Below are 12,484 nucleotides of genomic sequence, written 5' to 3' on the forward strand. Positions count from 1 at the left end.
CAACTCCCGGCGGCCGTGCCAAATTCCCTCCCCGGTCAGGCGCGCTTGGCCAGGATCGCCGAGGCGTGCGGGGCCAGGTCCTTGCCCTTGGCCTCGGCAACGTCCCAGCGCCAGTAAAGATCGTTGTTGACCAGGCCGAAGATGCGCGTGGCCGCGCTGTAGTCCTTGGACTGCGAACCGCGCATCACCATGTCGGTGCTCAGCTGCACGCGGGGACCCTTGATCTGCCCGTAATAGAGCTCGGAGATACCGCCCGGGTGCACGATGGTCGCGGTGATATCGAAGCCGCCGTCGGCGTTGCGCAGCTCTTCGACCTCGTCCGCCGACCTCAGGGCCGGCACGATTTCGGCGGGGACCAAGCCCGGGCCGACGTCGGCGTCGTTGAGCTTGCGGTCCAGCGCCCAGAAGCCGGTTTCCACGGACAGCGGGCGCAGCCGGTTGCCATCCTCGTCGGTCAGCCAGCTCTCGGCGGTGTACTGCAGGTAGGGCAGGCCGTTCTGCGTGAACGTGGCCTTCTGGACGAAATGTTCGTCCCCCTCCTCGCCCGCACCCAACCGGCCGGCACCTTCCCAGGTACCCAGCAGCCAGGACAGCGGCACCAGTTCCGGGGTCAGCTCCGTCGGGAGTTCAATCGGCATCGTTAAGCTTTGGTCGCTTACTTCTGGCCCTTGAACAGGCGGTAAACCACCAGCGAGGCAAAGCCCGCGATGCCAAGGCCGGCGAGGACCAGCAGGGACAGGTAGAAAATTTCAAGACCGAGATACGACATGGCTCCATAGTAACGGCCCCGGCCGCAGGATGCCTGCCCGTGACGCCGGCCCGCACTGTGACCTCGCTCATTCGGCGGCCCCGCTCATTTCAGCGCAGCAGCATCCGCTCCAGGAAGTAGACCAGCGATCCGGCGGCCATGACCGGGGCGGCGCCGACGGCGAGCATCGCCGGCAGCCGGGTGGGACCGCCGTCGGCCAGCACGAGCCGGCGGAAACTGACCAGGATGATGCCGGCGACGGCGCCCACCGCCGCGGCGGGCAGCATGTGGACGGTGGAGAACAAGGGGGCGGCCAGGGCCCCTGCCAGCGGGGCCAGGACCACGCCCAGCGGCGCGACGATCCGGTCGGGCCAGGGCAGCAGGCAGACGCCGATGGCCACCAGCATGCTGATCCCGGTCACCAGCATCATTCCGCCGTTGTTTGCATTGGCCGAGAGCCGGTCGGCGGCCACCCAGCCGGCGCCCAGCGAGGTGAGCACCAGGCCGGCGCTGGCGCCGAAGGTCGATTCGAGCCGCCGGGGCTGGCCGGTGCCGCGGAGCAGCTGGATCAGGAAGACGGCCATCACGCCGAGCGCAATCACCACGGCCATCCAGAGCAGCGGCATGCCGGCGGGCGCGATCCCGGCGAGCACCGCCGTCGCAATCCCGGCCAGGGAGATGACGGCGGCAAGGGTCTTCTTGGCGGGCACGCCCAGCAACACCGGCCAGCCGATCCCGATCACCACCGCGGCGACGCATACCGCCGCCGTCAGCACCGGGAGGGAGAGGTAGGAGGCGCCGATGACGGCGCACAGTACGGCGGCAGCGGCTGCGGCGACGATCCACGTTTTCACGCTAGTCATACTGCCCTATGACGCAGGGGCGGGGCGAGAAACCGCGGCCCGGCGGGGCGCGGCGCTATACTTATGCCACCGTCCGGCAGGCTGCGCCTGCGCGTGTGAGGACCTGCCGGGCCCGGCCCGATGATGTGCGCCGCGAAACCCCTGGAGGAACCATGCCGCACATTCTGCTGTTGACCAACAGTTCCGGCTCGTCGATCGACGTCCTGCCCGCCCTCGAGCTGCTGAACCACAAGGTCCACATCCTGCCGGCCGAACCGACCGCCCTGCTGGAAACCGACCCGGCCGACGTGGTCATGGTTGACGCCCGTAAGGACCTGGCCGGGGCGCGCTCGCTCACCCAGTTGCTGAAGGCCACCGGCCTGGGGGCACCGCTGATGCTGGTGCTCACCGAAGGCGGCATGGCCGCCGTCAGCGCCAACTGGCTTGCCGACGACGTGGTGCTGGCAACCGCCGGACCGGCCGAAGTCGAGGCGCGGCTGCGGTTGGTCATCGCCCGCGCCCGTGCCGGCGACCAGGACACCCGCACGGAGATCCACGCCTCCGGCGTGGTGATCGACGAGGCCAGCTACAGCGCGCGCGTCGGCGGACAGCCGCTGAACCTGACCTACAAGGAATTCGAACTGCTCAAGTACCTGGCCCAGCACCCCGGCCGGGTGTTCACCCGCGACCAGTTGCTGCACGAGGTCTGGGGCTACGACTACTACGGCGGCACGCGCACGGTCGACGTGCATGTGCGGCGGCTGCGGGCGAAGCTGGGCCCGGACCACGAGCAGCTGATCGGCACGGTCCGCAACGTCGGCTACCGGTTCACGCTGGTACGCGAGGCGGAAGAAGAACCCAGCGGCGTCGGCTGAGGCGGCCCGGTCTGCGCCGGACCGCGGCGCCCTCCCGCCGCCGGAGGCCGCTCGGATAGTCTGTGCTCATGACTGCATCGGATTCGGACCTCTGGCCCGTGCTGACCATCAAGGGCGCCCCCGACGCCGAGACCCTCGCGGACATCAAGGCGCTGGCCGCCGCCGCCGAGGAGGCCGACGGCAATCCCCCGCTCTCCGAGCAGACGTGGGTGAACCTGCGGGCTGCGGAGTCGGCCGACGTGCTGGTGCTGGCGACCTACGCGGGCGAAGAGCGCTCCGATCCCGCCACCGCGACGGCGCTGGCCGGCGTCGCCGTCGTCAGCCTTACCACCGCTGCCGGCACCGACAACGTCCTGGAACTGGTGGTGCACCCTTCCTACCGCGCCGAAGGGGTGGGGACCCGGCTGGTCGAAGCCGTCCGGCAGCACACCGAACTGACGGGCCTCAAGGCCTGGTCGCACGGCGGCCATGAGGCCGCGGGGCGGCTGGCCGCGCGCTTCGGTTTCGCCCCGGTCCGGGAACTGTGGCGGATGCGCCTGACCCACCCGACCGGATTGCCCGCCGCCGAATTGCCGCCCGGCGTGGCCATCCGTTCCTTCGTGCCCGGCAGGGATGAGGAGGCGTGGCTGGCGGCCAACGCCGCTGCCTTCGCCGACCACCCCGAACAGGGCGCGATGACGCTCTCCGACCTGAAGGCGCGGATGGCCGAGGACTGGTTCGACCCGGCCGGCTTCCTGCTGGCCGAGCGCGAGGACGGCGGCGGCCTGCTCGGGTTCCACTGGACCAAGGTCCACCCGCGCTCCGGCAGCCACCCGTCCATCGGCGAGGTGTACGTCGTGGGCGTCACGCCGCAGGCGCAGGGCACCGGGCTGGGCAAGGCGCTGACCATCGCCGGCATCAAGCACCTGCAGGACGCCGGCGAGCACGCCATCATGCTCTACGTCGACGCGGAAAACGAGCCCGCCGTCGGGCTGTACCGCAAGCTGGGTTTCACCCGCTGGGACGCGGATGTGATGTACGCACCGCAGGAAGAGGCCGGCGGGCAAGAGTCGGTAACCTTGTAGCTACCGGACGCCTCTACGATGAGGTGAGTCCGGCCCGCCCCAACGCCCCAGGAGAGAGCATGGTCATCGAACCCGAAGCCGCAGCCATTCCCCGGCTGGGTTCCTCGGAAATGGTCCCTGCCCGCGCCACCCAGGACCGCATCGACATTCCGGAGTTCGCGCCCTCGCTGGCGCCCGACGGGGACTTCACGCTGGAACGCTTCCTCGACCGGGAAATCAGCTGGCTGGACTTCAACGCACGGGTCTTGGAACTGGCCGAGGACGAGGACCTCTACCTGCTGGAGCGGCTGAACTTCCTCTCCATCTTCGCCTCCAACCTGGACGAGTTCTTCATGGTCCGGGTGGCGGGCCTGAAGCGCCGGATCGCCACCGGGCTGGCCGTGCCGTCCGCCGCAGGGCTCTCCCCGATCGAGCAGCTCGAACAAATCAAGGTCGCCGCGCACAAGCTGCAGCAGCGCCACGCCCGGATCTTCGCCGAGCAGATCCGCCCGGCGCTGGCCTACGAACACATCCACATCGTGCGCTGGGACGAGCTGGACGAGGCGGCACGGACCGAACTGTCCGTGATGTTCCGGGAGCGGGTGTTCCCGATCCTGACGCCGCTGGCCGTGGACCCGGCCCACCCCTTCCCCTACATCTCCGGGCTCTCGCTGAACCTGGCCGTGATCGTGCGCAACCCGGTGAGCGAAAAGGAACTCTTTGCCCGCCTCAAGGTCCCGGACCAGCTCTCGCGGCTGATCCCCGTGGACGGCCCCCGCGCCGGCTCGATCCCCGGCCGCACGGCCCGGTTCATCACCCTGGAAGACGTCATCGCCCAGCACCTGGACCTGCTCTTCCAGGGCATGGAAGTGCTGGAGCACCACACGTTCCGGGTGACCCGGAACGAGGACCTGGAAGTCGAAGAAGACGACGCCGAGAACCTGCTCCAGGCGCTGGAGAAGGAACTGCTGCGCCGCCGGTTCGGGCCGCCCGTGCGGCTGGAAGTGGCCACGGACATCAACCCCAGCGTGCGCGAGCTGCTGGTGCGCGAACTCGGCGTCGAAGAATCCGAGGTGTACGCGCTGCCCGCGCCGCTGGACCTTCGCGGGCTGGAGGCGATCTACCAGATCGACCGGCCGGACATGAAGTATCCGAAGCAGCTGGCGCACACCAGCCGCCACCTGAACGAAAGCGAAACGTCCAAGGCCGCCAACGTCTTCGCGGCCATGCGCCGGCGCGACATCCTGCTGCACCACCCGTACGACTCGTTCTCCACCTCCGTGCAGGCCTTCCTGGAGCAGGCCGCCGCCGACCCGAAGGTGCAGGCGATCAAGCAGACGCTGTACCGGACCTCGGGTGACTCGCCGATCGTGGACGCGCTGATCGACGCCGCCGAAGCCGGCAAGCAGGTGCTGGCGCTGGTGGAGATCAAGGCCCGGTTCGACGAGCAGGCCAACATCGACTGGGCGCGAAAGCTGGAACAGGCCGGCGTCCACGTGGTCTACGGCATCGTGGGCCTGAAGACGCACTGCAAGCTCTCGCTGGTGGTCCGCCAGGAAGGCGACGGGCTGCGCCGCTACTGCCACATCGGCACCGGCAACTACCACCCGCGCACCGCCCGCTATTACGAGGACCTGGGCCTGCTGACGGCGAACTACCAGGTGGGCGAGGACCTGTCCAAGCTGTTCAACCAGCTCTCCGGCTACGCCCCGAAGTCCACCTTCAAGCGGCTGCTGGTGGCCCCCCGATCGGTGCGCTCCGGCCTGATCGACCGGATCGAGAAGGAGATCGCCAACAGCAAGGCCGGCCGCGCCGCGCGCGTGGTGATCAAGGTGAACTCGATGGTGGACGAGGCCGTCATCGACTCGCTCTACCGCGCCTCGCAGGCCGGCGTGCGGGTCGACGTGATCGTCCGCGGGATCTGCGCGGTGCGTCCGGGCGTCCCCGGGCTGAGCGAAAACATCCGGGTCCGCTCCGTCCTCGGCCGGTTCCTGGAGCATTCGCGCGTGTTCGGGTTTGCCAACGGCGGCGAACCGGTGGTCTACATCGGCTCCGCCGACATGATGCACCGCAACCTCGACCGCCGCGTGGAGGCGCTGGTGCAACTGAACTCCCGCGAGGACATCAACGACCTGCTGTCACTGATGGACCGCTACATGGACCCCGGAACCGCCAGCTGGCACCTGGACAGCGACGGCGCGTGGACCAGGCACCACAAGGACGACGACGGCAACCCGCTCTCGGATATCCAGTCCTGGCTGCTCGCCTCCCGCTCCCGCCAGCGCACCGCCACCCGCCGCTGATGACGCAGAGCAAGACCAGCGACGCCGGCGCTCCCCCGGGCGCCAGGATCACCGCCGCCGGGGCTTTGTGCTGGCGCGTCCGCCAGGGCCGGCTGGAAGTGCTGCTCATCCACCGGCCGCGCTACGACGACTGGTCCTGGCCCAAGGGCAAGCTGGACAGGGGCGAAACCACGCCCGAGTGCGCGGTCCGCGAGGTCCACGAGGAAATCGGCGTCCAGGTGCGCCTGGGCATCCCGCTGCCCACCATCCGCTACCGAGTCAGCGCCGGACTCAAGCAGGTGGTGTACTGGGCCGCCAAGCTGGAGAAACAGGACCCCGTGCCCGACGGCGACGAGGTGGACCGCGTGCTGTGGTGTCCGCCCGCCCGGGCCCGTGAACTCTTGACCAACCGTTCCGACGTGGAACCGCTGGACGCGTTGGAGGCCGCGCACCGGCGGGACGAACTCGATACCTATCCGTTCGTCGTCGTCCGCCATGCCAAGGCCAAACCGCGGTCTGCCTGGTCGCAGGCCGAGGGCGAGCGCCCGCTGGTCGCCACCGGGCGGCGGCAGGCGCTGGCCGTGTGCCGAATGCTGTCCGTGTGGAAGCCCAAACGGATCGTCTCGAGCCCCTGGCTGCGCTGCGTTCAGACCGTCACCCCGTACGTGCTGCACACCCAGACCAAGCTGCGGACCGTCGAGGCCATCACCGAACACAACAACGAGCGCAACCCGAAGAAGGCCCGGGCCGCCCTCATCCAGATGCTCGACAAGGGTAAGCCCACCGCCGTCTGCAGCCACCGGCCGGTGCTGCCGAACCTGTTCCAGGTGCTGGCGGACCGGATGGATCCCGAACTCGCCGCGCAGCTGCCCACGGACGATCCCTACCTGCGGCCGGGAGCCGTGCTGGTCTGCCACATCGCCAAGCACCGGGGCGGGCGGATCGTCGCGCTCGAAATCCTCGACGCCTACGACGACTAGCGGCACCTGACGAGTGCTCGTGCCGCCGCCCGGCAACCCCCACCCTTGACCCCTTGCCGCTTTGTATCAAATACTTGATCCATTGATACAGCACGAGGGGGATCGTGGACTTACTGACCAGCACCATCACCGGCCTGCTGTTCGGCGCCGTCATCATCTACGGCGTGCTGCGGATCATCGCTGGCAGGGCCGGCGCCAGTGCAGCCATCCTCGCGGAGGCGGGCTCCGGCGTGGACACCGAGCCATCGGACGGGGCCGGACTGGACGCCGCCCGGATGCATGCGTTCTGGACGGCCCTCATCGCGTTCTTCGCCAGCGGGCTGTCTGCGGCCTCGAAGGTCGGCGATATTCCGGCCGCCTACTACGCCGGACATACACCGGCGCCTTCCTGGCTGGCTGACCTGCTGACCGTCCTGGTGCCGCTGGTCAGCCTGGCCGGAATCTACATCATCGGCCAATACACCTGGCCCAAGCCCCGCGGCAGGGTCCGCCGCGCCGACATCACTATCCGGCGCATCCGCGACTACATCCCCTCGGCGCTGCTCTCAGTCATGATTTCGGCGGCCGTGCTGGCCGTGATCGCGGCGATCGTCGTCCGGGAGTTGCCGGGCATCGACGGATTCAGCGGTTCCCAATCCTTCGCCGGTGTTGAGGTCTCCGGCGGGCACAACGGCCGCCAGCCCGGCAGCTACTTTGCCCCGATCCTGCTGATCGGCATCCTGACGCTCGCGGCCGGCGTCGCCGCGGCGACGGCGGTCATCGTGCGCAGACGCTCCGTGGACTCGCTCAACCGCGAGGACAACGACATCTTGCGGCGCATCCTCATCAATCGATTGTTCCGCACGGCCACCTTGCTCTTCGCCACGCTCGGCACCATGGCAGTCAGCTTCGCCAATCACCAGGCGCCGGCCCTCATCCTCGACGGACCGGCACCGGCCACCGGCTGGGAACCCGCCCAGCAACTGGCAGGCTGGCTCACGGTCACGCTGATGATCGCCATGGCCCTGTGGCGCCCTCCCCTGCTGGCCCCCGACGGCACTCCGGGCCGTCCGGTCATCTACCGCGGCAGCTATGCCGCGGGGCAGGAGATCACGGAGTCCATGCACACCGTCGCGATGGTCTTCACCGCAGTTGCGCTGGTTGCTGTCGGTGGGTGGGCCGGTTTCGCGGTCCAGCCGGCCACCGTCTCCGACGACGGGAACCCCATCTTCCCTGCTTCGCCCTTACTATTGCTGCCTCTGGCGTTTGCGGTGCCGGTGGCCGTGTTTTTGGCCGTTGTCGCAGCCGGGGAAGTTCGGCTCTGGCGCGGCCACACCAGATCGTCCGGCCAAGCCACTTCCGGCCCGCCCTCTGACGACCGGATGATGCCTGCGACCCGGCTGGTTCCGCGCCCGCTCCTTGCCGCCGTTGCCGCCGGCGCGGTGCTGCTGGCCGTCGCCATCGGCTTCAATGCCGCCGCCCCGGGCCGACAGCCCGACCTGCTGGCAGCCTTCGCCGTGGCCGGTCTTGCCCTGCTCTTGCTCGGCGCAGCGGCCGTCCTGTTGGTGCACCGCCGTCCCCCGCTGTTCGAGGCAACCCCGGAGGCGGACAACTTGCTCCGCTGCGTTTCCGGCTTCCGCGTTGCGCGGATGACCGCCGCCGGGCTGTTCGCCCTGACCGCCCAACTGCTCAACGCACATCCGGCGGCCTGGGGCTGGTTCCTGGACGGCGGCATCTCGTCCTACCTCCACCAGCTTTCCCCCGGCCTGCATACAGCGCTCCGCATCACCACGGCCGTGCTCTACCTGGCCGCCATCGTGCTGGCGCTTCTACCGGGAGCATCGCGGCCGCGCCGTTCGATGGCCAGCTTTGTCGGCCACGCCGTCACGCAACACTCCGGCAACGCCGTCGGCGGGCCTCCCGACCTTGGCCGGGACCGCGACGAGTCCGCTGTTCGCCAGGACCGAACACCGTGAGCACCCAGATCCGGGTGGACCTGGCGGCACCCACTCCTCCGTACGAACAGATCCGCAGCCAGGTCGCCTCGCTCATCGCCGTCGGCACGCTGGCTGCCGGACAGCGCCTGCCCCCGGTGCGCAGCCTGGCCGCAGATCTGGGTGTGGCCGCCGGCACCGTGGCCCGTGCGTACAAGGAGCTTGAGGCCGCGGGCCTGCTCGTCAGCCGCCGGCGCCATGGCACTACCGTGGCTGACACGGCAGCCGCCACGCACCAAACCGCAGCGGGTTCCGCCGAGGTGGGCCTCGCCGTCGTACATTTGGTGCGCGCCGCCCGGGACGCGGGACTGGACGATGAGACGGTCCTGAACCTGGTGCGCGGCCAGCTGCGGCGCCCGCGCGGGTTCGCACCGGACGCACCGTGAGCCTGCCGTCCCTCGGCAGCCGCCGCAGCACCCCTCAACTACACTGGACGCTGTGAACGCGATTCCCACCCCGTACGAGGACCTGCTGCGCGACGTCATGGCCAACGGCACGGCCAAATCCGACCGCACAGGCACCGGCACCCGCAGCGTCTTCGGCCGCCAGCTCCGTTACGACCTGGCCCAGGGGTTCCCGCTGATCACCACCAAGCGCGTGCACTTCAAGTCCGTGGCGCTGGAGCTGCTGTGGTTCCTGCGCGGCGACTCGAACGTGAAATGGCTGCAGGAGCGCGGGGTCAAGATCTGGAACGAATGGGCGGACGCCGACGGCGAGCTCGGCCCGGTCTACGGAGTCCAGTGGCGGTCCTGGCCGACGCCCGACGGCGGACACATCGACCAGATCGCCCAGCTGGTCGAGGACCTGAAGAACAATCCGGATTCGCGCCGGCACATCGTGTCCGCGTGGAACGTGGCCGAGATCAAGAACATGGCCTTGCCGCCGTGCCACGCGTTCTTCCAGTTCTACGTGGCGGACGGCCGGCTGTCCTGCCAGCTGTATCAGCGCAGCGCCGACATGTTCCTGGGCGTGCCCTTCAACATCGCCTCCTACGCGCTGCTCACCCTGATGCTGGCCCAGCAGGTGGGCCTGGAGCCGGGCGACTTCGTGTGGACCGGCGGCGACGTGCACATCTATGACGACCACGTGGACCAGGTCCGCGAGCAGCTGTCGCGCGCCCCGTACCCCTACCCCACGCTCAACATCCTGCGGAAGCCGGAGAGCATTTTCGACTACTCGCTGGAGGACTTCGAGGTGGCCGGCTACCAGCACCACCCGGCCATTAAGGCACCGGTGGCCGTATGAGTGCCGACCACGCAGCCACGCGCCCCTACCCGGACAGCGTCGCCGAAGCCGTGCACGGGGCCGGACGGTCCGGGGCGCTCTCCGCTCCGGTGGTCGGCATGATCTGGGCTCAGACCAGCAACGGCGTCATCGGCCGCGACGGCGGCATGCCCTGGCACCTGCCCGAAGACCTGGCACACTTCAAGCGGACCACGCTGAACCATCCGGTGATCATGGGACGCAAGACCTGGGAGTCCTTTCCTGACAAGTACCGGCCGCTGCCGGGTCGCACCAACATCGTGGTCAGCCGACGGCCGGAACTGCGCGGGCAGCTGGCCGCTGCGGGCGCCGTCGTCGTCGAAACCATCGAAGACGCCCTGGCGGAGGCGGCGGCCAGCCCGGGCAGCGACCAAATCTGGATCCTGGGCGGCGGCGAGATCTTCAACCTCGCCAGGCAGCACGCGAACGCGGCCTCGGTGACGGTCATCGACCTGGAGACGGACGGCGACACGTACGCCCCGCAGCTCGGCCCGGAATGGAAGTTCGAGGGCGTCACGCCCACCGAGGACTGGCACACCGCGGCCAACGGCACCCGCTACCGCATCTCGCTCTGGGTCCGCGGCCAGGAGTAGGAGCGCCTAAGGCCCGACGTGTAGGCCCGGCCGGAGCGGACAGGCCGGGCCGGGAATCGCCGGCTCCGGGCACCGCCGTCGTCATTGTGAGGCATGCTCCACCCACTCTGGGCAACTCACAGCGGCAACTTGTGTCAGCCGCCGCGCCTACTTTGTGTAACCCGCAGCGCCTACCTTGTGTAACTCACAGCGCTTAAATTGACCCGGTCCGTAAAATGGAATGCATGACTTCCCCTGCAGCCACTTCATCTGCCCAGTCCGTCGGCCTGATCGGTTGGCGCGGCATGGTCGGCTCCGTCCTCATGCAGCGCATGCAGGATGAAGGCGACTTCGACCTCATCAACCCCGTGTTTTTCTCCACGTCGAACGCCGGCGGCGACGCCCCGTCCTTTGCTGCGGGTGCGGGCAAGCTGCAGGATGCGTACGACATCGAGACGCTGGCAAAGCTGCCGATCATCCTGACGGCGCAGGGCGGCGACTACACCGCCGAGGTGTACCCGAAGCTGCGCGACGCCGGCTGGGACGGCCTGTGGATAGACGCGGCGTCCACCCTGCGGATGCAGGACAGCTCCATCATCGTGCTGGACCCGGTCAACCGCGACGTGATCGACGCCGGCCTGGCGCGGGGCGTGAAGGAATTCATCGGCGGCAACTGCACCGTCTCCTGCATGCTCATGGGCCTGGGCGGCCTGTTCAAGAACGGCCTCGTCGAGTGGGGCACGTCCATGACCTATCAGGCGGCCTCCGGCGGCGGCGCCCGGCACATGCGCGAACTGCTGAACCAGTTCGGTACGCTGAACGCCGCGGTGGCCGACGAGCTGGCGCAGCCCTCCTCCGCCATCTTGGAAATTGACCGTAAGATTTTGGCCCAGCAGCGCAGCCCCGAACTGGATGCCTCCCAGTTCGGCGTGCCGCTGGCCGGTTCCGTGATCCCGTGGATCGACAAGGACCTGGGCAACGGACAGTCCAAGGAAGAATGGAAAGCCCCCGCCGAGACCAACAAGATCCTGGGCTTGAGCGACGACAAGCGGATCCCGTTCGACGGCCTGTGTGTCCGTATCGGCGCCATGCGGTCGCACTCGCAGGCCCTGACATTGAAGCTCACCGAGGACCTGCCGGTGGCCGAAATCGAGCGGATCATCGACGCCGACAACGAGTGGTCCCGCGTGGTTCCCAATACCAAGGAAGCCACCATGGAGCACCTGACGCCGGTGGCGGCCAGCGGCACGCTCGAGATCCCGGTCGGCCGTATCCGCAAGCTGGAAATGGGTCCCGAGTACATCAGCGCCTTCACCGTGGGCGACCAGCTCCTGTGGGGCGCGGCGGAACCGTTGCGCCGCATGCTGCGCATCGCCACCGGCAACCTCTAGGACCTGCCGGCAGGAGTGCCGGAGCCGCTTCGCGAGCCGCGAAAGCCATAGTGGCCTGAGGCCACGAGGAGCCCGTCCCTTTGGGGACGGGCTCCTGCTGTTTAGGGACGGGCCCCTCCCCTTTGATGACGGTCCCCTGCTGGGGTGGGCTCCCGCTGGTGGCAGTTCGCTTTTCCGGCGGCGCAGACTGCCCATGGAAGTCCCGCTGCGCCGTATCCTGAGCTGTCCACATCAAGACGCTATGCAGGCGATCCCGTCCTCCACCGGCGTGTGACGGCTCGGCGTCGAATCGTTCGCCTCCCGACTTGTCCTGCACAGGCATGGAGGTTCCGCATTCAGCCGTCCGCCTACTCAGTTGTCCTACACAGGGCAGGACGGTCCCCCGTTCAGCCGTCCGCCTGCTCAGTTGTCCTACACAGGGGAATGACGGTTCCCCGTTCAGCCATTCGCCGGCTGAGTTGTCCTACACAGGCAGGTGTCGACGGCAGGTTGTGCACTTTCCTCGAAGACCCGTT

11 protein-coding genes are annotated in these 12,484 nt (G+C 68.6%); 9 read left to right on the top strand and 2 right to left on the bottom strand.

The window, feature by feature from the left end; all coding sequences use genetic code 11:
- Positions 1-35: 35 nt before the first annotated feature.
- Both AC5RVV_RS06445 and AC5RVV_RS06450 read right to left on the bottom strand, forming a co-directional pair.
- Entirely contained in the window at positions 36-638 is a 603-nt protein-coding gene (locus AC5RVV_RS06445) for a nitrobindin family protein (protein WP_493980177.1), read from the bottom strand.
- Positions 639-858: 220 nt separating this feature from the next.
- Positions 859-1,611, bottom strand: a complete 753-nt coding sequence (locus tag AC5RVV_RS06450; RefSeq protein ID WP_494000523.1) for a hypothetical protein — start codon at positions 1,609-1,611, stop codon at positions 859-861.
- Between the two features lie 152 nt (positions 1,612-1,763).
- On the opposite strand from AC5RVV_RS06450, the gene AC5RVV_RS06455 reads away from it, so the two are divergent.
- The 9 genes from AC5RVV_RS06455 (at position 1,764) to asd (ending at position 11,969) form a co-directional block, all read left to right on the top strand.
- Entirely contained in the window at positions 1,764-2,465 is a 702-nt protein-coding gene (locus AC5RVV_RS06455; protein WP_494000524.1) for a winged helix-turn-helix transcriptional regulator, read from the top strand.
- A 68-nt stretch (positions 2,466-2,533) separates the two neighbouring features.
- Complete coding sequence (gene mshD, locus AC5RVV_RS06460) at positions 2,534-3,529, top strand: mycothiol synthase (RefSeq protein ID WP_494000525.1); 996 nt, start codon at positions 2,534-2,536, stop codon at positions 3,527-3,529.
- A gap of 59 nt (positions 3,530-3,588) precedes the next feature.
- Positions 3,589-5,811, top strand: coding sequence for an RNA degradosome polyphosphate kinase (locus tag AC5RVV_RS06465; protein WP_494000526.1), 2,223 nt, complete (start codon positions 3,589-3,591; stop codon positions 5,809-5,811).
- On the top strand, positions 5,811-6,770 hold the full coding sequence (locus AC5RVV_RS06470; RefSeq protein WP_494000527.1) for an NUDIX hydrolase: 960 nt from the start codon (positions 5,811-5,813) through the stop codon (positions 6,768-6,770). The genes AC5RVV_RS06465 and AC5RVV_RS06470 overlap by 1 nt, the downstream gene beginning before the upstream one ends.
- Positions 6,771-6,874: 104 nt before the next feature.
- Positions 6,875-8,725: a hypothetical protein gene (locus tag AC5RVV_RS06475; RefSeq protein ID WP_494000528.1), complete on the top strand. Its 1,851-nt coding sequence runs from the start codon at positions 6,875-6,877 to the stop codon at positions 8,723-8,725.
- Positions 8,722-9,129 carry a GntR family transcriptional regulator gene (locus AC5RVV_RS06480; RefSeq protein ID WP_494000529.1) on the top strand — a complete coding sequence of 136 codons (408 nt, stop codon included), beginning with the start codon at positions 8,722-8,724 and terminating at the stop codon, positions 9,127-9,129. The genes AC5RVV_RS06475 and AC5RVV_RS06480 overlap by 4 nt, the downstream gene beginning before the upstream one ends.
- A gap of 97 nt (positions 9,130-9,226) precedes the next feature.
- Positions 9,227-9,988 carry a thymidylate synthase gene (locus AC5RVV_RS06485; RefSeq protein ID WP_494001289.1) on the top strand — a complete coding sequence of 254 codons (762 nt, stop codon included), beginning with the start codon at positions 9,227-9,229 and terminating at the stop codon, positions 9,986-9,988.
- Entirely contained in the window at positions 9,985-10,599 is a 615-nt protein-coding gene (locus tag AC5RVV_RS06490; protein ID WP_494000530.1) for a dihydrofolate reductase, read from the top strand. Before AC5RVV_RS06485 ends, AC5RVV_RS06490 begins: the two co-directional genes overlap by 4 nt.
- Before the next feature lie 224 nt (positions 10,600-10,823).
- Positions 10,824-11,969, top strand: coding sequence for an aspartate-semialdehyde dehydrogenase (asd, locus tag AC5RVV_RS06495; protein WP_494000531.1), 1,146 nt, complete (start codon positions 10,824-10,826; stop codon positions 11,967-11,969).
- Positions 11,970-12,484: the final 515 nt, after the last annotated feature.

The sequence above is a fragment of the Arthrobacter sp. MDT2-34-1 genome (genome assembly GCF_059091365.1).

Bases quoted from the DNA above. Each gene is read 5' to 3' on its own strand.
- AC5RVV_RS06445 (WP_493980177.1), bottom strand. From the start codon at position 638: ATGCCGATTGAACTCCCGACGGAGCTGACCCCGGAACTGGTGCCGCTG.
- AC5RVV_RS06450 (WP_494000523.1), bottom strand. From the start codon at position 1,611: ATGACTAGCGTGAAAACGTGGATCGTCGCCGCAGCCGCTGCCGCCGTA.
- AC5RVV_RS06455 (WP_494000524.1), top strand. From the start codon at position 1,764: ATGCCGCACATTCTGCTGTTGACCAACAGTTCCGGCTCGTCGATCGAC.
- mshD (WP_494000525.1), top strand. From the start codon at position 2,534: ATGACTGCATCGGATTCGGACCTCTGGCCCGTGCTGACCATCAAGGGC.
- AC5RVV_RS06465 (WP_494000526.1), top strand. From the start codon at position 3,589: ATGGTCATCGAACCCGAAGCCGCAGCCATTCCCCGGCTGGGTTCCTCG.
- AC5RVV_RS06470 (WP_494000527.1), top strand. From the start codon at position 5,811: ATGACGCAGAGCAAGACCAGCGACGCCGGCGCTCCCCCGGGCGCCAGG.
- AC5RVV_RS06485 (WP_494001289.1), top strand. From the start codon at position 9,227: ATGGCCAACGGCACGGCCAAATCCGACCGCACAGGCACCGGCACCCGC.
- AC5RVV_RS06490 (WP_494000530.1), top strand. From the start codon at position 9,985: ATGAGTGCCGACCACGCAGCCACGCGCCCCTACCCGGACAGCGTCGCC.
- asd (WP_494000531.1), top strand. From the start codon at position 10,824: ATGACTTCCCCTGCAGCCACTTCATCTGCCCAGTCCGTCGGCCTGATC.